The organism is Enterococcus sp. AAFC-DPL-5182 (genome assembly GCF_058216605.1).
In genome coordinates this window covers 709,277-729,785 of record NZ_CM177101.1, presented here as the reverse complement: position 1 = coordinate 729,785, position 20,509 = coordinate 709,277, and the positions used below count along the sequence as shown (strand labels likewise).

Sequence of the window (20,509 nt, the reverse complement as noted above, 5' to 3'; positions counted from 1 at the left end):
TTCTTCAGTTTAGAGTAACCCTTCATCCACACAAACCGCTTTGACCTTTTCTCTTAACTCATCCATATCAATAATACTGTCCAACACAACCACATTCCCTAAGTGCTGAGCACTAGCCGCTAAATCCCCACCTACAAAAAAGACATCCGCTAAATCAGGCGTTGCACTGCCCATATCATAATGCGCTACCTCAACACCTGTTACCCCCAATTCTTTTAACACACTGTTGATATTCATTTCCACCATAAAACTAGATCCTAAACCAGATCCGCAAACTGCTGCCATTTTCATAATGATTCTCCTTCCTTTACTAACTGAATGATTGTTTCTTGGTCTTTTGCTGCTAATAATTTCTCTAAATTCTCTTTGTTGGATAAAATTTTCGTCAAACTCGCCAAGGCTTTTAAATGCATTTCATTATCTACAGCTGCCAAACAGATAAAAATCGTAATGTCATGCTTTAGGTCATCTAAAAGTAAAACAGGCTCTTCCACTTTTAAAAGAGACATCCCCAATTGGTTGACCCCATCTTCAGGTCTTGCATGAGGCAATGCGATACCTTTGCCAATATGAATAAAGGCTCCATAATCTTTGACCTTTTGGATCATTGCTTCAATATAGCCCTCAGTAATTTTCCCTTGCGTTTTCAAAGGCTGAGCTGCATAAGCAATTGCTTCTTCCCACTCTAATTTTTTATCCGTCAACTGGATCATATCTGTCGTTAACAACTCCGATAGCATTGGCTTCTCATCTTCTTTCACTTTCAATTTTTTGATCATTTTGCGATTTAAGATACGGTAAATTTTTTCTTTGGTAACATCTTTTTTTAATTCGATATACGGTAATAAAGTCTCGATAATTTCATCTATAGAAGGAACTATGATTCCAGGGATCAGTAAATCTTCTTGCACACAACGGATTAAATTATTCTTTTCCAATTGAGACATGATTGGATTGACTAGATAGATTTTCTTTGGTGTATTCAATGGAACGCTAGAAAAAATCACATCATATTCAGATTCAGCAATACTTTCGAGTTGATCGACGGTTGTTGTTAAGCTAAAATCGATTGTTGGAAAGAGCTCTTTCAATTCTGATTGCATGATTAAGGATGAACTGATACCACTTGGACACAAAACCAATGCTTTATAACGGATCACCCGATTTAGCTCCCGTTGATTGCCAATTTCACCACCAAATAAAATCGTAAAATAACCAACCTCTTCGTCTGGAATTGGTTTACCCACCAACTTTTCTAATGGACACAGCGCCGTTTTGGTTAAGGTGAATATTTCACCATACTGTTCTTTGATTTCTTCGGTCAATACATTAGCTAGCGAAAATTGATACTTGATTCTAAAAAAAGCTGGCACCAAATGATAAAACAGATCTAGCAGTAATTTTCGATACGCTTTAAACTCAATTGCTGCTAAACGTTCCATTTCATGAATGATTTGGCTAGCGCATTCCAGCAAATATTCTAAGGCAGTATCTCTGATTTCCCCTTGCGTGATCGTCATAAAAATTAGAGTAAAATAAAATTGCTCCATTTCGGAATCTACTATTTCTGGGAACTGTCTCAAAAATTGCTGACTTGCTGAAAAAGCATTTAGTTCTTTTAAAGTAACGTCTACTTGTTCATCCACTCTAAAAGAATAAGTCTTAGCACGTCTTAAAACATAAGACATAAAATAAATCGTCTCTTCGATCCGGCTTGGAACAATCACTAGCTCATTGGCTTTGATCGTCTCAAAAAAATAAGAACGAACATCGGCTTCAAAAATGGTTGAATAGTTCATCAATCCCTTTGTCAAACCCCATTTTCCTGAAATTGACGTAACTACATTGGCAATCATTTGATGGGCTTGTATACGAATCTGTTCTTCAAGACCCGTCAAATAAAAACCTTTTTTTCTCGAATACTCTAAATTGAGTTGCTTCTTACTCAAACGTTCCCGCACCTTTTTGATATCCGCCAAAATGGTATTCTTACTAACTTGAAGAAATTCTTGATAATGATAAACAGATAAATCCTCATCTGCGATAAACGTCAACAGATACACTAGCGCTTGCCTTTCATACTCCGAATAGAAAATCTCTGTTTCTAGCTTTCCAAAATGAAGTTCCAACCATTTCTCAGATACTCTCTTAGAAAAATAAATTTTGTCTTTTTTCCAGTACACTTGCTCATAGGAAAATTTCTGCAGCTGCTCATTGAGTTTCCCTAGCTGATCGATGATCGTTTCAGCGGGCATTCCTGTGATCTCCTCGATTTCTTGAATGGTGTAACCTACTCCGTACGGCTTATTGATAAGATAACTCATTCGATAATCAATCATCTTGTTCCTCCTGTATTCACTATATAATGTAAACGCTACAAACCAAAGAAACGTTGGGTCTAATTTCGTTTTGACTTTTCAAAACGATTGGACTCAACTAAAAAAATAACAAAAAAACGAAGGAAGTCAATTGATTACTAACTCCATAGCTTTCTTGTTTACGTTTTAAACCAATACAAAATATAAACTCTGACAAACTATCCATTTCTATAGGAACGAATTATTTTTGAAAGTCGGTTTCTTTGGCTTATCGACTAAAAATCCTTATAATTAGCTTTATAAATCCATTTATTTATAAAAATAGGGCTTAAGATGGATGCTTCAACATTGCAATAATGTTACAATACCATTACATCAAGTTTAAAGAGCTCACTACACTTTTATTCGTATCTAGTTTCAAGAGCTAGTCTCTCGGAAAAAAGATAAAATTTGCTTGTGACATAAAGCGTCACAATCCTATTTTCCTATTTTTCTGTCGAGACTGGACGAGCTCATTACACTTTTATTCGTATCTAGCTTCACGAGCTAGTCTCTCGGAAAAAAGATAAAATCTGCCTGTGACATAAAGCGTCACAATCCTATTTTCCTATTTTTCTGTCGAGACTGGACGAGCTCATTACACTTTTATTCGTATCTAGTTTCAAGAGCTAGTCTCTCGGAAAAAAGATAAAATTTGCTTGTGACATGAAGCGTCACAATCCTATTTTCCTATTTTTCTGTCGAGACTGGACGAGCTCACTACACTTTTAAATTTTAGGAGGAAAAATTTATGAAAAACAACAAAACAAAATTTGGCTTGATTGCTGTGATCGTCATTGTGTTAATAGGCGTTTTCGGAATCAGTCAATACAACGGATTAGCGAAGAAAGAACAATCAGTTGAGTCACAATGGAGCCAAGTAGAAAACGTGATGCAACGTCGAGCAGATCTGGTTCCTAACTTAGTCAACAGTGTTAAAGGTAGTATGCAACAAGAACAAAAAGTCTTTGGTGATATTGCTAAAGCCCGTGAAGCATACGGATCTGCAAACAATGATTCAGATAAAATCAAAGCCAGCCAAGAGTTGGATCAATCTGTAGGTACTTTGATCAATGTCATCAATGAAAATTATCCAGAACTAAAATCAAATAACAATGTACAAACGTTAATGACTCAATTAGAAGGAACAGAAAACCGCATTTCAGTTGAACGTAAACGTTACAATGATGTTGTTAAAGAATACAACGAACAAGTGGTTTCTTTCCCTAAAAACATCTTTGCAAATATGATGGGTCTAGGTAAGAAGGATTACTTTAAAGCTGATCCAACAGCTAGCACTGTACCTTCTGTGAATTTTGATAATTCTACTAGCACATCTAGTGGGAAGTGATGATTCATGAAATTTTTTAGACGAGGTTTATTACCTAGCGTATTATTTTTCCTTGTCACCCTTTTCGTCAGCTTTCAAACACCAGCATTTGCTGAAAGCTTACCTGCTTCACCAGATCATTTTTATTTAGACCAACCAGGAATCTTGGATGAGACAACTAAAAATTTAGTTGAACGAAAAGGCGAGCTTTATAAAGAAAAACCAGAAGCTCCTCAAGTTGTTTTAGCTGTAATCAATTCGACTGATGGTGATAGTATTGATAGTTACGCACCCGATCTTTTTCAAAAATGGAGCATCGGAAATCAAAAAAAAAATAACGGCGTTTTGATTCTTTACGCAGTAAATGACGGTGAGCGGAATGTTCGGATCGAAGTTGGTTACGGCTTAGAAGACGTAATCACTGATAGTATTTCTGGAAATATTCTGCAACAGGCTAAGGATGATTTAAAATCAAGTAACCCTGTTTCAATCAATAAAGGTCTGCAGTATACATTTAATGCCGTAACGACCTTGATTGATAAACATTATGACTATCCTGCAGATAAAAATGCCTTGTCAAATGATGAAATAGAACAAGTTGAATCCGAAGACAGTTCAGATGGGGAAGGATTTTTCAGTGTTTTCTTTGTTCTTCTTATTATCTTACCGTTTCTATTCTCTAAAGGAGGACGTGGTGGTCGCGGCGGTGGTCCTTGGTATTGGGGCGGCGGCGGCTTTGGTGGCGGCTCTTCAATCGGAGGCGGAAGCTTTGGCGGCGGTGGCGGCTTCTCTGGAGGAGGCGGTTCTTCCGGCGGCGGTGGCGCTAGTATTTAAGAACTGATCGCACCTATTTTGGCTAGCTAAATAAAAAAAGAGTAAACCTTTTTGGTTTACTCTTTTTTTGCCCTTAAAATAATATATAATCTTTAAATACAAAAGTATAGACATTTACCAAGTAAAATGGTATATTATTTTTTGTAATCGATTACAAATCAAATATAAAGGACTGATTAGTATGAATGGTTTTATGGATTCTCTTGGCGAAAAAATCATGCCGCTTGCAAATAAACTTGGGCAAAATCGCTACCTCTCTGTTCTCAGAGATGCTTTTATGTTGTCATTTCCATTAACTATGTTCGGATCGATCATCGTTGTGATCAACAACTTACCTTTTTTCAGTGATGCGACCAAAGGAACTTTATCCTCTTTGTTTGGTAATGGTCAAAATGCAACAATGAGTATTATGGCAGTCTTTGTTACGTTCGGTATCAGCTATTATTTATCTAAATCGTATGATGTTGAAGGGATCTTTGGCGGAGCAGTTTCATTTGCTAGTTTTCTACTTTTAACGCCTTTTATGATGACGCTTGAAGATGGTACAGAAGTTTCTGGTGTATTATCTTTAGATCGTTTAGGTGCTAAAGGGATGTTTATTGGGATGATCGCGGCTTTTCTTGCTGGTGAAATTTATTGTAGAGTAACCAAAAAGGGCTGGCAAATTAAAATGCCTGATGGTGTCCCACCGGCTGTTGCTAAGTCATTTGCTGCGTTGATTCCTGCTATTTTAACGTTATCTGTTTTCCTATTTATCAATGCGATCGTGACAGGTTTATTCAATACAAATCTGCATGATGTTATTTACGAAGTCATTCAAAAACCGTTAGTTGGTTTAGGTAGTAGTTTACCTGCAACATTGATTGCCTTATTCTTTGTTCAATTCCTGTGGTTCTTCGGGTTACATGGTCAAATCATCGTCAATTCCGTAATGGATCCTATTTGGAATACCTTGATGTTAGAAAACTTAGATGCCTATAAAGCAGGAGAAAAATTACCACACATCATTACAAAACCATTTATGGAAACCTTTACGGTAGGTCTTGGTGGCTCCGGTATGACACTTGCAGTTATTTTGATCATGGCATTTATCATGAAGAAAAAACAATACCGAGATATTGGACGTTTAAGCTTAGCTCCTGGAATTTTTAACGTAAATGAACCCGTGATTTTTGGTCTGCCGATCGTTTTGAATGCAACGATTTTGATTCCTTGGCTCTTGGCTCCACTAATCGTTACAGTGCTTAATTATCTTGTAATGGTAGCAGGCATTGTTCCACCTCCAACTGGGGTTTCCGTTCCATGGACTGTTCCGATTTTCTTTAGCGGCATGTTAGCAACAAATTCCATCTTAGGTGGTATTTTACAACTTGTCGATTTAATCCTTGTTGGTTTGATTTGGTACCCATTCTTACGCTTATTAGACAAAGAAAAAGAAAGTGCGATTTAACTGCACTTTCTTTTTCTTTAATTGTCTATACATTCATAATCAGTTACAATACAGAAGAGGAGGTTGTAACGATATGAAGCCAAAATATGAAGAAATCGCAGATACCTTGCGTGAACGAATAAAAAATAATATTTACAAAACAGACACCTTGATTCCTAACCAAACCGACTTAGTAAAAGAATTCAACGTAAGTCGAATGACTGTAAAAAAGGCAATCGGGATTTTAGTCATGGAAGGTCTTTTATACTCTCAACGAGGTTCTGGGACCAAAGTATTGAATCGGTCTTTTTGGGATAAAGATACTTCACCTGCCAATGAATATGATGGTCTTAGCAAACAAATGCATGATCGCCATAAAGAGTTAAAAAGTGAAGTCATTTTATTTGAAGTGGAATTTCCTTCAAAAGAAGTCCAAGAACGGTTAGCTATTTCTAAAGAACAGCCTGTTTATAAAATCATCCGTCTTAGAATTCTGGAGAATGAGCCTTTTATTTTGGAACATACTTACATGCCTTGTGATCTAGTACCTGGCTTAACAACGGATATTCTGAAAGAATCGATTTATACCTATATTAAGGAACACTTATCGCTTGATTTTGCAGGAGCGTATCGAAATATTCAAGCAGATAAATCTGATAAATACGATCAACAATATCTAAACTGTAAAAAAGATGATCCGGTTCTTGAAGTGCAGCAAGTCGTCTATTCAAAAAATGGACGTCCTATCGAGTTTTCTTGTAGTCGAAATCGCTACGATCAAAGAAGTTACTCTATTTTAAATGTTGACTATGCCTAGTTAGAAAAAAGAATGTGAGGCCAAACCGTTTTCAGTTTGACCTCACATTCTGCGTTTTATTTATCTGTTACTGTATTTGTTTGAGCGACGGTTTTAAACCAATGCCCTGATTTCTTGATGGTTTTGATTTGTGTATGGATATTTGTAGAGATAAAGCCATAGCGGTTCTTATATGCATTTGCCCATGACCAACAATCGATCGGTGTCCATAAATGGTAGCCAAAACAATTTGAACCCTCTTCAATCCCTTGATGAACCCATTCTAAATGTTCTCGAATAAAATCAATCCGATAATCATCTTCAACTACTCCTTCTTCGTTCATAAAACGTTCCTCGCCAGAAATCCCCATTCCATTTTCAGAAACAAACCATGGAATATTATTGTAATTATCACGAATATTGATGGCAATATCATACAATGCTTTAGGATATATTTCCCAACCTCGGTCAATATTCATACGACGTCCCGGCATATTGTACTCGTCAAAATAACGATTTGGAAGCCACTCGCCCACACTATTGGGTGCAATATCTGGCGCTTTTACACGATTTGGATGATAGAAATTCACACCTAGAACATCGATCGTATTTTCTTTGATCACCGCTAATTCTTCTGATGTACTTTCCCAAAGGACACCATCTTTGATAAATAAATCAACTAACTCTTGTGGAAATTCACCATGAACAGCCGTATCTAAAAACATACGATTGTTAAATAATTCCGCAATATTTGCCGCCGCTAAATCTTCTGGACTATCAGAAGCGGGGTATGTCGGTGTTAAGTTTAAAATGATTCCGATTCTGCCACCATCATTTTGGAGTCCTAATTTTCTAAATGCTTGAATCGCTTTAGCTGATGCCAGATTTAGATTGTAGGCTACTTGCACCGCCTTTTTACCATCCACTATTTTTGGATAATGGAACTGGTGTAAGTATTCACCTTCAACAACTACGATGGGTTCATTATGTGTAAACCAGTCTTTCACCCGATCACCAAATAATTCAAAACATTTTTCAGCGAATTTCACATACAGTTCCACCACATGTTTGGATTCCCAACCACCATATTTATGATACAGCTCAACAGGCAAGTCAAAATGATGTAAATTCATCACAGGACGAATTCCAGCTTCTAAAAACGTATCAATTACCTCGTTGTAAAAACGAACTGCATCTTCATTAACCGTTCCAAGCTCCAAATCATCCATCAAACGACTCCATTGAATCGAGGTACGAACGCTATTTAAGCCAATTTCTTTCATCAAAGTAATATCTTCTTTGAAACTATTGTAAAAATTTGAGGTTACATCTGGACCCACTTGATCGTAAAAGTCAGTTGGCTCGATCTCATACCAATAATCAAACATATTCGCATGTTTTTTATTAAAACGTCCTTCACTTTGTGGACCTGATGTTGCAGCTCCCCACCAAAAATCTTCTTTAAATGTTCTTTGCATCGCTATCCCTCTTTCATCGAATCATTTTTCACTCATCGTATTCACTATTATTATAAAGCGAACCTCGAGAAATGTCTATACTTTTAATTACAAAGTATATAAAAAAGATAAGATGGATGTCATCTTATCTTTTAGAAAGTTTACTAAATAATCAATTGTTTTCTCTCATTATAATACTGTTTATACGCTAAATAAGTTGCAATGACCGAACCAATGCTTGTTGCAGAAAGCAGCATAAAAGTCACCATGATTTGATACTTTATCGCATGAACAGGATCCACACCAGCAAAAATCAACCCTGACATCATCCCTGGCAAACTAACAATACCAACCGTTTTCGCAGAATCGATTGTCGGCGCCATCCCTGTTCGAATGCTCGCTCTGACGATTGAACGTGAGGCTAGTTTGATATCTGCACCTAAAGCAAGTTTTTCAAGAACCGCTTGTCGTTGATCATGAAACAAGCTATCCATATTCCGATAACATAACCCAATCGCAATCATGGAATTGCTTGCGATCATCCCACTAATTGGAATAATTTGTGAAGGAATAAAACGAATCGCACCGGATAAAACCAGGACACCAATCGTCACTCCTGTACTGCAAAAGATCGCTAACAAAGAAATCAAAAAACTATTTTTAAGATGATTACTACGTTTTCCCGCATTCAATGCGGCATTAATGATGATGACCCCTGCCATCACGACCGTCAAAAGTGCATTATCTACTTGAAATACATACTTCAGCAGATACCCAACTAAAACTAATTGAATGATTGCGCGACACACACTAATAACAATATCCTTCGTAAACCCTAGTTTTTCTTTATAGCTGATTAGTAAGGCAACAATGACCAACATTCCAGCAAATAATAATGAAAGATCATTCACGGCTAAGTTCATTTTTCCTCCTCCAATCTTCCTGCTACGATTTTTTTAATGATTGTTGATTGCGCAATTTCTTCTGCGTCATGAGTCACACGAATCAAGGTCACATTTTGTTCTTGATTCAACTTCAATAGCCATTGATTGACGATTTGTTTACTCTCTTCATCTAAACCAGCTGTGACCTCGTCTAAAAGCAGAACTTCTGGTAGAAATATCACATTACGAATCAACGCAATACGCTGCTTTTCTCCGCCAGACAATTCGGTGATTTTTTTGTCGAGATAGCTTTCAGGTAGTTTTACTTCTTCTAGCAACTCTAGTACGTGGCTTTCTTGAAAGTCCTTTTTGCGTATTTCATATGGGAATATGAAATTATCCCGTACGGTTTCACCGAATAAAGAAGGTTGTTGAAAACAGTATGAGACTTGCATACGGTAATTTTCAGGTGTTAGTGTTGCGATATCGTCACCTTTAAAATAAATTTTTCCTTTTGTTATCGTTAATAACGAAGCAAGCAGCTTCAAAAAAGTACTTTTCCCACCACCAGATGGGCCAGTGATCGTCAGGTGACTGCCTTGTTCGATTTCCAATTCAATACTGTTGATAATTTGTTTATTTTCGATTTCATAAGAGATATGATCCGCCTTTAGAATTAGTTCCAAATTCTTTCACTCCTCGTGATTTCTTCACTTTTTATCATATCATATAATATCAACAATATTTCATAATTTATTAATCAAAAATAAGTTATCAGATGAGAATATGGCTTGAACCATACTCACACCTGATAACTACTTATAGTATATCTTGTATATGTTTTCTTTGTGAATAGTCAAATTTAAACCTTTGGTGGCGTTACCTTTATTCCTGGATTGTTGTCAGTCTGATAGGTTCCTTCCTTAAGTTTTAGATTTTTGCTTAAATCTAGTACTGATAATTGATTATTCCGAACATCTAGAGAAATCAACTGTAAGTTTACGCTTAAATCAAGAGCTTTTAGCTGATTCTCCCCGATGCTTAAAAAGCGAATCGCTGGATTATTTTTTAAGTTAATAGCTGTTAGTTGATTTTTAGAAATATATAGATTCTCAAGTTTCGGATTCTTGGTAATATCAATCTCTTTTAACTGATTTCCAACAAGTTCTAAATATTTTAAGTTAGGAAGCTTTGACGTATCGATGTTTCTCACACTTGTTTTACCCGCACCTAGCTCTAATAAGGATGGATTGTTTGAGAGATCGATTTTTGCAATTTTAGAATTGGAGTCTACCCTTAAATAGTACAATTTGGGATTTTTGGTCACATCAATTGCAGCCAACTCATTTAATCCTAAATATAGATGATTCAATTCTGGATTTTTACTGACATCGATTGATTCTAATTGATTACGATAGATACTTAAAAAACTTAGTTTAGGATTTCGGCTAAGATCAATTGTCTTTAATTTATTCGTGCCTAATTGCAGCGACTCTAATTTAGTACAATTAGTTATATCAATTGAAGTTAGTTTGCTTCCTGTAGCGTCAATCCATCTCAATTCTGGATTATTCTTTAAATCAAGAGTTGTTATTAACGATCCCGAAACTTCAAGCCAGTTAAGCTTTTTATTTTTACTAAGGTCTAATGTTGAAAGTTTTCCATCTTGAAATTTTAGATACTCTAAATTAGACAAATACTCAATACCTTGAGCATTATCTACTTCCTGATTGTGATATCCGCTTAACACAATAGATTTTATTTTATCTGCTTCTTCTTGTGTCAGCGAATCATGTATCGATTTACCTAGTTGTTTAGCAATCTCAGCAGCAAAATTTGGTGCTGGGAATACGTCTTTAATAAGTCCTAGGTTAACAGGCTCATTGCTGTTCGTATAAACATTAAATAGGTAATTTGTGTCACTCTCTTTTTTCCAATTGTTATTTTCATCTAAAGAGTGGCCTCTAAATATTTCTCTGCCTATTGCACCCAGTTCTGCTGGAATAGGCATTTTATCCAAATTACTTGGTTTAGTAAGCTTAATTACGACAGAAAACTTCTCTTTCGATGTAATTGGAATTGATTGCTCTAGTTTGATTGTTGCTGCACCAATGTCGGCTTTGGTTCCAGCTGCCACTTTGGTAAACCCTTCTAATCCTTTTGTTGGTACACCATTTGGATTAACATATATCTCATAAGGAACATTTTCAACGGCTGTCCGAATACTGATTGCATCAATTTTTTCTGCTTCTTTTGGTGCATCAAATACATGACCGAATGTTTTGCTGCTCTTTGTCTCTATGCGCCTTCCTCCATTTATAACTCCTTCACCATATTTTGCTTTGTAATTGTTAGGGCTTTCGACAGAATTAACAAAATATAGCTCTTGATTACGAAGGTAAGCATCTTCATAAGAGATATAATAGTACCCCTTTTGTCCCCAATTCGTTCCCCACGTATTTTTTGCAATAAAGGCGCCATCTCTAGCAGGTTTATATGTGAATTTATTTTTCGAAAAAGAATCATCCCAACCAACAATAGTGACCACGTGGTCAGGGTAATCAACTGCGTTTTGCACCAATACATTTTGTGAATCATGGTCAGTCCGATAAGATTGTAGACCATTTCTAGAAGAAGTAACATTACCATGGTTATAAATTGCGCTCTTAATTTTATTGATTCGATTGGTAATTTCATCTGCCGTATTCGTTTGGAAATTTGTCAATGCAGGTAATGTTGTAAATCCTTGAACATGAACCGCTGCTGGAACTTTTTCCAGTTCTTCTTTTGAATGAGAGCCTGGTCCGTCACTAGAAAAATCTTTTTCTAAGACTGGTCCTTGCCAGCCCATCGCTCTTTCAAAAACCATATCTGCACCTGAATATCCATTCTCCTCTAAAAGACGTGCATAGTAATCTCCGGATAGATCCGCTTGAATACCAGTTTTATTTACATAATTTTGTTCAGTTGCCGTCACTGCCGCATACGCCCAACAAAAATTACCTACTTGTTGTTTTACAGGTGTCACAGTTCCCATTTGCCTCGGATCAAAAGCAGCTGGATAACTTTCTGCTATCGCTTGCTTTGATAAACCAAAACTACAGAATGAAAATACCGCTAGCACACCAACACACCATTTATTTTTCTTTTTACTAATCATTTCCCAACCCCCAATTTTCTTTTTTCAAAAATACAAACTTTAAGTATTACAATGATAAGTATAAACAGATAACATTATTAAAAAAATAGATTTTCGTCAGACAAACATAGAATTTCTTTAGATTTTCACTATTTTTCTGGATCCCAAAAAAGAAAATCAAAATCTTCATCAAAATGGAAGCCTGATAACTAGGTGCATATTATCCATAGAATATTTTGAATAACAATCCATAGAGGAGAGAGATACTTATACGATAAAAAAATATATCCTAACTTCTGCTTTATTTTTTCCATCTTCAGTTATTAACTTTTTTTAGTAAGCTTAACTTCCCTAGCTTAATCATTTACTACTATATAAATCAAAAAAAGTGAGTGGGACATAACTCTACGAGTCATATCCCACTCACGTGGAATCCGGATAAACGATGGAACCAGAAGTAACTACTACATTACACTTCGATCACCTTGCTCCTTTATTTTCTAAGCGCTAAAGCACTAAGAGCTGAAGACTTTGGAAATAAGCTGAAATTTCTGTGACACACAACGAGGACAAATTGATGTTGCATAGTACCTACCTGGTTCTCAGAGTTAAATACTTTTCCCATTCTCTTCTTTATTAATATCCAAACTTAATCTTCATCCCATTTGGATCTTGGATCACTACTTGCTCATTTTCCTTCACATACTCAACAGAAGTTTCATCAAGCTGCTTAACAAACAACTCAAACGCTTCTCTAGAAGGCAACTGGAATGTATACCACGCTAAACCTAACTGGTTCTCACCAATTAAAGATACATGCTCTCCATTCCAAGTATTCGTCCCGATATGATGATGATACTCACCTGCGGCAAAGAATTTCGCACGTCTGCCAAAATTTGATTTTAAAGAAAAACCAAGCTTTTCATAGAACGTCTCCGTCTCCTCTAAATCTGCAACTTGTAAATGAACATGTCCAATTCTTGATACTGGTGCCATACCTAACCATTGACCGTCTGCTTCTGCGACGACGCCATCTCCATCCAATTCTTCCGTTACACCAATGATTTCTCCATCTGCTCGAATATCCCATTCTGTCATTGGTTTATCTCGATAGATTTCGATACCATTGCCTTCTGGATCACTTAGATAGATTGCTTCGCTGTAACCATGATCAGCTGCACCGATTTCAATATTATTTTGTAATAGCCATAACAAGCTATTCCCTAAATCTTTACGCGTTGGTAAGAGAAAAGCGGTATGGTACAATCCTGTTGTTTTATCATTTAGGATAGGATCAACAAGCTCTTCCAGAATCACAATTGCTTCAGAAGAATTCTGTGCACCTAAGAAAGTTGTATTTTGTTCTTTGTTCAATAAAACAAGGCCAATCATTTGTGTATAAAATTCTGTCATTGCATCCAGATTTTCCACTTTCAACTTCACTTGTTTTACGATCGTTTCTTTAGGTAATGTGTACACCATACTTTTCTCCCCCATTTGCTTTTAATTAGTTAAATTCTAAGAAACGCGCGCTATCTTCCATGTATTCTTTTTCGCCAGCTTCAGCTTCGATTGAACCGAAAACAAGTTGTGCTCTTAATTTCCATTGACTTGGAATAGACCATTCTTTCGCAACGGCTTCATCGATTACTGGGTTGTAATGTTGTAAGTTGGCACCGATATTTTTTTGTGCTAATGCAGTCCAAACGTTGGCTTGTGTCAACCCACTTGCTTGTTCTGACCATACTGGGAAGTTATCTGCATATAATTCAAATTGTTCTTGTAAGTTTTTAACGATATCCATATCTTCAAAGAAAAGCAATGTACCCGTTCCCGCTGCAAAGCTTTGTAATTTCGCTTGTGTATTTGGAAATGCTTCTGCAGGTGTCAAAGGTTTCAACGCTTCTTCTGTCATTGACCATAATTTTTTATGCGCATCGCCGAATAAGAAAACCACACGTTGTGTTTGTGAGTTAAATGATGTTGGGCTTTCTCTAACAACTTCTTTCACCAAAGCTTTGATTTCTTCTTGTGATTGAGGTAAGTTATCTCCTAAAGCGTAGATTGAACGGCGTTTTTTTAATGCTTGAATAAATTCTGTCATGTGTATTGCTCCTTTTCGATTCGAATTAGTTTTTAGATTACCTTCACAGTATATCGTCTTACTAAAAGTAAGTAAAGAGATTTGACTTACTTTTTATAAGTTTTTTCAAAATAAAAGAAAAAAGCCTAAGACAAGAGATTTCTCGCCTTAAACTTTTCTATTTCTATCTAAAAATCAACAGCGCTACAACTGTAATAATTGCCGGAATACCTTGTTTTATCAAAATCGATTTAGATGAAGTCAGTCCTCCATAGACTGCAGCAACAACTACACAGATGATAAAGAACATTACCACGCTCCAACTATTAGCAGCAAAAAATGCCCCCCATAAAATTCCTGTAGCTAAAAATCCATTGTACAAACCTTGATTTTTAAATAATGTTTGTACTCTTGGATCATTCAAAAATTCTTTATCCAATCCAAAGCTACGTTGTGCCGCAGGAGAGGTCGTTTGAAACATTTCTAAATATAAAATGTAATAATGTTCAATTGCAACGATCACAGCTAAAACTAAAGGAATAATATGCATGAGATTTCTCCTTCTATTTCCAATTTGTAATGTCAGTAGCTGGTAGTCGGTATGAAGGATAACCTTCTTCATTTGCTTTACCGATCGAAACAATCATCACTGGATAATAACGTTCTTTATCCATATCCAATGCTTCTGCAATTTTCTCACGCTCAAAGCCACCAATAGGGTTTGTATCGTAGCCATACGCACGAGCTACTAGCATCAAGTTCATCGCAGCCAATGCGCCATCGATCGTCGCCATTTCCTTTTTATCTTCTGTAGACATTTGCTCAAACAAAGGGCTCAACATCTCTAGTTGACGTTCTTTCACTTCTTGGGGCATTAAATTTTGTTCAACAGCTGTACCATAGATTTTTTCAGCATGTTCAAAGCTATTTAAATCACCAAAAATCACGATCATCGCAGCTGAAGTTTCATTTTGTACTTTATTAAAACGGACAAGAGGTGCTAAAGCTTCTTTCCCTTCATCACTTTCAACAACAGTAAAGCGCCATGGCTGCATATTCACTGAAGATGGTGCTTTAACAGTATCATTAATGATTTGCTCCATTTCTTCTCGGCTGATTTTAACTGTCGGATCGTAGTTACGAACCGATCTTCTGCCTTTCATGATCGTATCAAAATTATTTTCTTTATATGTGTTTTCCATAATATCCCTCATCTCTCTCTTTCGTTCGATTATTTTCGAACATTAAAAATATATCATTCCCTCCGTGATATGTAAAGTAGAATGTTTATGTTATAATCTGTTTATGAAAAATAAAATAGCCGATAACAACCATGATCCTGTTCTTCAAGCGCTTCAAGCTGTCAGTGATCCAATTCGTTTGAATATCCTTACTTGCTTATTACTTGATGGTGAAAAACGAATTACTTCAGAAAAATATAATATTGTAAAATCGACTTTATCTCACCACATAAAGTTACTGAAGGATGCTCAGCTGATTCAAGAAATTAAAATCGGAACTGCGAAAACCTATGTTTTAAATCAAGAGTACATCCAGCAAGAGTTGCCTGGATTAATAGAACTGATCCGCTTTAGAGCAGGAAACACAACTAAATAGACCATCCTCAACAAATTCACCTGTTGGGGATGGTCTATTTTATTTAGTCAGCCATCTTGATAACAATTTTCCCTACAGCATGGTGTGTCTCACTTAATGCATGCGCATCGTAAACACCTTGTCTAGAAAAAGGAAAGACTTCTCTAACTACTGAAATCACTTTTCCAGCAGCCATTAAATCAGCAATTTCTTGTAATTGTTTCCCGTTTGTTTGAAGCCAGATGCTTTCGGCTTTGATGTTTTTTTCTTTCGCCAATGCTTCATCTGCAATCCCAACGATTGAAATCAAACGTCCTGTATTCGGTTTTAACACAGAAAAACTTGATTTTTGGATATCGCCACCCATTGTATCAAATACTAAGTCGATATCTGTTAGGACATCTGCAAAATTCGTTGTGTGATAATCGATTATTTCATCTGCGCCTAGTTTTTGGAGCAATTCATGATTTTTTTCACTCGCTGTTGTGATGACGTAAGCGCCCGCTTGTTTCGCAAGTTGGATTGCATATGTTCCTACGCCACCAGCTCCAGCATGGATCAAGACTTTTTCGCCTTTTTGAAGTTTTCCATGATCAAAAAGCGCTTGTAACGCTGTCAAGCCAGCTAAAGGAACAGCTGCGGCTTCTTCAAAAGAAACATTTTCAGGGATTTTCGCTAACAAATCAGCATCAACGATCGTTTCCTCTGCATACGTACCAAAACGTGTGGTTTCAGGACGAGCAAAAACTTTATCGCCAACTTTCCAGTCAGTTACATCACTACCAACTTCTGTGATAACACCTGCAACGTCCCAGCCTAAAATAATCGGGAATGGCCAGTCAAACATTTGTTTTAAATAGCCTTCTCTTAATTTCCAGTCGATTGGGTTGATGGATGTGGCATGCTCTTTAACAAGCACTTGGTTTGCTTTTAACTCAGGTAAAGTTACGTCTTGTTCCGTTAGTTCTTCTTTACTGCCATATTGATTGATGACTACTGCTTTCATATTTAAGATTCCTCCGTTTTTAACTAAATGTGAACTCAGTATACTCCTTATTTTTTATTTAGGTAAAAAATATGCTTACAAAAAATAAGAATTTGATACAAAAGTGCCTATTGGCAAAGCCTTCAACTCTTAGTGGTTTAGGACTTAGAAAAAAGGGAGCACTGTGATCGAAGTGTAACGTAATAGTAGCTTTTTCACTACCGTTTATTCAAATTTTAAGGGGCTGAGATATAACTCCTCGAGTTATATCTCAGCCCCTTATACATTAGTTCTTATTCATAACGCAATGATTCAATTGGATCGAGTTTCGCTGCTCTACGTGCTGGTAATGTTCCTGCAAGGAATGCGATTCCCATGATTACCAGAATAATCACAGCAGATGAAGATGGTGAAAATTGGATCAATGTAAAGCCTGTTAATGATTTCAAGAAGGAATCAGCTGCGATTTGATTGATCAACGCACCTGCTCCGACTGCTCCTAAGATCCCTAAAAGAGAACCTAAAAAGCCAATCAACGCCGCTTCTACACTAAAAATCGTAAAGACTTTCCCACTGCTAAGTCCCATTGCTTTCATCAAACCGATTTCTCTTGTACGTTCTTGAACTGACATATACAACGTGTTGATGATTCCAAAACTTGCTGCTAATAAGGCAATCGCACCAAACATTGTTAGAACACCTGTAATTGCATTGATCACATTTCTGATCATGCCGATTTGGTCTTCTACTGTTTGTCCCATGTAACCCGCTTTATCTAACCGTTCTTTTACATCTGCGATTTCTGTCTTAGTCACATCTTTGCTCATTTCACCCATGATCAGACCATATTGTCCAGTCATCGCTTCTGGTAATCCTGCTTCATTGATTTTTGAAATTTCATCAACAAGAGAGCGATTCAATAGAGAGATTCCACCTTGTATCAAGCTAGTATTACGTACACCAACGATGGTCGCTTCAACTACTTTTTCTTCTCCAGTAGCAGCAGAAGGTGCTGCAATTTTAACGGTTTTACCAATAGCTTCTTCACTTGATTTATACCCTAAAGATTTCACATATTCTGGTGCTAAATTGAGTTGAAATTCTGAACTATTTTGGTCAAGCTTTTTGCCTGCTTCAAGATCTACATTCAGTTCTTCCACCATCGGCATTCCTGAAAAAACATATTTCTCATTGTTATTTCCTGAAATATAACTTGTTGAAACAGATTTCATTGCCTCTGCATTTTTTATGCCTTTGATCTCTTTGATTTTCTCAAGATCTTTACTATCTAAAGCTTCCTGTTGTTGCATTGAGCTTGTTTTTTTGTTTTCATCATATTTTTCTGGTTCGCCATCTTCACTAGGTCCCCCAGTCATTTTGGGTTGGATCATGATTTGATTTTGGCCGCCTACGCTGCCGACTTGTTTATCGATGTAATCATTGACTCCAATATTAACGCCTGTTGTAAGCGAAATGGTAAATGCCCCAATAAAGATGGCTACTATTGTTAAAATTGTCCGCCCTTTATTCCGCATTAAATTTGAACTGGCTGATTTTAAAATATCACTAAATTTCATCTACTCGTTCCCTCCCACAATTAATCCGTCACGCACATGGATTTGTCGATCACAGCGTGCGGCAAGTTCTGGATCATGAGTGACAATAATCAGTGTGATCCCTTTTTCTTTATTTAAATCAAATAACAGCTGCTCGATCTTCTCACCCGTTGTGGAATCTAAGTTTCCTGTAGGTTCATCTGCAAAAATGATTTTGGGATTATTGACCAATGCACGCGCAATACAAACCCGTTGTTTTTGTCCACCAGATAAGTTGTTGGCCTTATTATTGATTTTATCATCCAATTCAACAGCTTTCAGTGCTTCAAGCGCCATTTCTTTACGTTTGTTATTTGAAATACCACCGATTTTCAGCGGTAACATGACATTATTTAAAACTGTATCTTTAGAATTCATGAAAAATTGCTGAAACACAAAACCGAATTGTTTGTTTCGTGTTTTATCCAATTCTTTTTTGCTGATGCTTGTTACATCTTGGTTATTTAATAAAATTTCTCCTGAAGTTGGTTTATCTAATAATGCCAAAATATGCATAAATGTCGATTTCCCTGAACCGCTTTTCCCGATAATTGCAACGGATTCACCTTCTTCGATTTTTAAATCCACACCTTTTAATGCATCAAATTTTGATTCATTACGGCCATAACTTTTCTTTATATTTCTTGCTTCGATTACAGACATGCTTTCCCCTCCATTGATTCTATCTACTTACTTTTTTGTTATATAATACTTCGTTCACCCTTTTTTCATTTTACTCCCTTCTACACTATTCATTTTGCAGGAAGTTCTCTGACTTGTCATGGTACCTAAGACCTATCTCTTTGTTAGACCTAAGTCAAAAAAACGTTTACATACAAAAACAAGCGGATCTGGCTAGAGAAACCAAATCAGCTTGTTTTTTAATTATTTTATTAACGTGACTAAACGCAAAGCTCGCTTTGACGCTCGTCCTAGATTTTCGCTTGCATGAGTCATCGCTTCTTCCAGCGTCATAATCTGATCGATGATCGGAACGATCACTGATATTCCCTCATCATAAAAACTGGACTCATCTCCTGAAAAATGACCAACAAAAGCAATGACTGGAATACCATATTTTTTGGCGATTCTTGCAATGCCAACTGGTACTTTTCCTTGTAAACTTTGGTTATCCATTTTCCCTTCACCCGTGACTACTAAATCAACTTGTTGAATCAACGTTTCCAGTCCCGTCTGCTCAGAAATAAAGTCAAAACCTGAACGTGAAGTACCCTTCAAAAAAATTCTGATTGCAAACCCCAGTCCTCCTGCAGCGCCATCTCCTGGAGCTGATGATTCATCTTTAAGTACAAGAGTTTGATAGTGTGTCATTGCCAGTTCATACTCATCTAATTCTGCTTTCTCTAGACCTTTTTGCTGTCCGAACATTTTAACTGCTCCATCTGGCCCAGTCAAAGGACTTTTCACATCTGCTGCAATCTGAAAATCGATCATTTGTATCCTAGGATCTAATCCCTCTTTTGAAATACTATTTATCTTAGCAAGACTACTACCTTTAGCTGACAACTTTTGATGCTCCCTATCAAAAAATTCAATTCCTAATGCACTTAATAATCCCATACCACCATCAACTGTTCCAGTTCCCCCCAAACCAATGACAATGGTTCGAGCACCTCGATCAATTGCAGCTAAGATCAACTGGCCAGTTCCATAAGAAGATGTATTTTTGGGATGGGTCATAGCTGTGTCGTTTAAAAATTGAATACCAGAAGCCGCCGCCGATTCAATAACAGCTAGTTTTTCTGCCTCAAACCAACCAAAATACGCAACAATCATTGAGCCATCTAATGCTTGTACATGGGCTGCAACTTTTTGACCGTTATTATTTTTCACGACAGCCTCAACCGTTCCTTCACCACCATCGGCTATCGCTACTTGCTCGATAGTATACCCCTCTTTCGTAACGACATCGGCAATGATTTGATTCGCTTCAATGCTGCTTAAAGATCCTTTCATAGAATCAATTGCTGTCAATATCTTCATCTTGCCCCTCTTTTCAAGAA

General features: G+C 36.7%; 19 protein-coding genes. 5 read left to right on the top strand and 14 right to left on the bottom strand.

Going from position 1 to position 20,509, the window contains the following annotated elements; translation table 11 throughout:
* Positions 1–9: 9 nt before the first annotated feature.
* Together AC4BB7_RS03280 and AC4BB7_RS03275 are read right to left on the bottom strand one after the other, a co-directional pair.
* On the bottom strand, positions 10–291 hold the full coding sequence (locus AC4BB7_RS03280) for a PTS sugar transporter subunit IIB (protein WP_490484413.1): 282 nt from the start codon (positions 289–291) through the stop codon (positions 10–12).
* Positions 288–2,339, bottom strand: coding sequence for a BglG family transcription antiterminator (locus AC4BB7_RS03275; RefSeq protein ID WP_490484412.1), 2,052 nt, complete (start codon positions 2,337–2,339; stop codon positions 288–290). The genes AC4BB7_RS03280 and AC4BB7_RS03275 overlap by 4 nt, the downstream gene beginning before the upstream one ends.
* 769 nt (positions 2,340–3,108) lie before the next feature.
* Here AC4BB7_RS03275 and AC4BB7_RS03270 point away from each other — a divergent pair.
* The 4 genes from AC4BB7_RS03270 (at position 3,109) to AC4BB7_RS03255 (ending at position 6,767) form a co-directional block, all read left to right on the top strand.
* Positions 3,109–3,708, top strand: a complete 600-nt coding sequence (locus tag AC4BB7_RS03270) for a LemA family protein (protein WP_490484411.1) — start codon at positions 3,109–3,111, stop codon at positions 3,706–3,708.
* Positions 3,709–3,714: 6 nt separating this feature from the next.
* On the top strand, positions 3,715–4,521 hold the full coding sequence (locus tag AC4BB7_RS03265; RefSeq protein WP_490484410.1) for a TPM domain-containing protein: 807 nt from the start codon (positions 3,715–3,717) through the stop codon (positions 4,519–4,521).
* Positions 4,522–4,702: 181 nt separating this feature from the next.
* Complete coding sequence (celB, locus tag AC4BB7_RS03260) at positions 4,703–5,971, top strand: PTS cellobiose transporter subunit IIC (protein ID WP_490484409.1); 1,269 nt, start codon at positions 4,703–4,705, stop codon at positions 5,969–5,971.
* A 73-nt stretch (positions 5,972–6,044) separates the two neighbouring features.
* The gene (locus tag AC4BB7_RS03255) at positions 6,045–6,767 is read left to right on the top strand and encodes a GntR family transcriptional regulator (RefSeq protein WP_086315523.1); all 723 of its coding nucleotides are present in this window, start codon (positions 6,045–6,047) and stop codon (positions 6,765–6,767) included.
* Positions 6,768–6,823: 56 nt separating this feature from the next.
* Here AC4BB7_RS03255 and AC4BB7_RS03250 read toward each other — a convergent pair whose 3' ends face one another.
* From AC4BB7_RS03250 to AC4BB7_RS03215, 8 genes are all read right to left on the bottom strand, one after another.
* Positions 6,824–8,224, bottom strand: a complete 1,401-nt coding sequence (locus tag AC4BB7_RS03250; RefSeq protein WP_490484408.1) for a glycoside hydrolase family 1 protein — start codon at positions 8,222–8,224, stop codon at positions 6,824–6,826.
* 143 nt (positions 8,225–8,367) lie between these two features.
* Positions 8,368–9,126 carry an ABC transporter permease gene (locus AC4BB7_RS03245; RefSeq protein WP_086315521.1) on the bottom strand — a complete coding sequence of 253 codons (759 nt, stop codon included), beginning with the start codon at positions 9,124–9,126 and terminating at the stop codon, positions 8,368–8,370.
* The gene (locus AC4BB7_RS03240; RefSeq protein ID WP_170923053.1) at positions 9,123–9,773 is read right to left on the bottom strand and encodes an ABC transporter ATP-binding protein; all 651 of its coding nucleotides are present in this window, start codon (positions 9,771–9,773) and stop codon (positions 9,123–9,125) included. The genes AC4BB7_RS03245 and AC4BB7_RS03240 overlap by 4 nt, the downstream gene beginning before the upstream one ends.
* 176 nt (positions 9,774–9,949) lie before the next feature.
* Positions 9,950–12,247 carry a lectin like domain-containing protein gene (locus tag AC4BB7_RS03235; RefSeq protein WP_490484407.1) on the bottom strand — a complete coding sequence of 766 codons (2,298 nt, stop codon included), beginning with the start codon at positions 12,245–12,247 and terminating at the stop codon, positions 9,950–9,952.
* A gap of 615 nt (positions 12,248–12,862) precedes the next feature.
* Positions 12,863–13,708: a VOC family protein gene (locus tag AC4BB7_RS03230; RefSeq protein ID WP_490484406.1), complete on the bottom strand. Its 846-nt coding sequence runs from the start codon at positions 13,706–13,708 to the stop codon at positions 12,863–12,865.
* Between the two features lie 25 nt (positions 13,709–13,733).
* Positions 13,734–14,330 (bottom strand): nitroreductase family protein, encoded by a 597-nt coding sequence (locus AC4BB7_RS03225; protein ID WP_086315496.1) that lies wholly within the window; start codon positions 14,328–14,330, stop codon positions 13,734–13,736.
* A 163-nt stretch (positions 14,331–14,493) separates the two neighbouring features.
* Complete coding sequence (locus AC4BB7_RS03220) at positions 14,494–14,859, bottom strand: DUF1304 domain-containing protein (protein ID WP_086315495.1); 366 nt, start codon at positions 14,857–14,859, stop codon at positions 14,494–14,496.
* 13 nt (positions 14,860–14,872) lie between these two features.
* Entirely contained in the window at positions 14,873–15,511 is a 639-nt protein-coding gene (locus AC4BB7_RS03215; RefSeq protein ID WP_086315494.1) for a nitroreductase family protein, read from the bottom strand.
* A 103-nt stretch (positions 15,512–15,614) separates the two neighbouring features.
* On the opposite strand from AC4BB7_RS03215, the gene AC4BB7_RS03210 reads away from it, so the two are divergent.
* Positions 15,615–15,926 carry an ArsR/SmtB family transcription factor gene (locus AC4BB7_RS03210; protein WP_490484405.1) on the top strand — a complete coding sequence of 104 codons (312 nt, stop codon included), beginning with the start codon at positions 15,615–15,617 and terminating at the stop codon, positions 15,924–15,926.
* Between the two features lie 43 nt (positions 15,927–15,969).
* Here the strand turns inward: AC4BB7_RS03210 and AC4BB7_RS03205 are convergent, their stop codons facing one another.
* From AC4BB7_RS03205 to AC4BB7_RS03190, 4 genes are all read right to left on the bottom strand, one after another.
* Entirely contained in the window at positions 15,970–16,911 is a 942-nt protein-coding gene (locus tag AC4BB7_RS03205; protein WP_490484404.1) for an NADP-dependent oxidoreductase, read from the bottom strand.
* Positions 16,912–17,183: 272 nt separating this feature from the next.
* The gene (locus AC4BB7_RS03200) at positions 17,184–18,467 is read right to left on the bottom strand and encodes an ABC transporter permease (RefSeq protein ID WP_490484403.1); all 1,284 of its coding nucleotides are present in this window, start codon (positions 18,465–18,467) and stop codon (positions 17,184–17,186) included.
* The gene (locus AC4BB7_RS03195; RefSeq protein WP_086315490.1) at positions 18,468–19,148 is read right to left on the bottom strand and encodes an ABC transporter ATP-binding protein; all 681 of its coding nucleotides are present in this window, start codon (positions 19,146–19,148) and stop codon (positions 18,468–18,470) included. It lies immediately after the preceding gene.
* 222 nt (positions 19,149–19,370) lie between these two features.
* Complete coding sequence (locus AC4BB7_RS03190) at positions 19,371–20,489, bottom strand: glycerate kinase (protein ID WP_490484402.1); 1,119 nt, start codon at positions 20,487–20,489, stop codon at positions 19,371–19,373.
* Between the last annotated feature and the right edge of the window lie 20 nt (positions 20,490–20,509).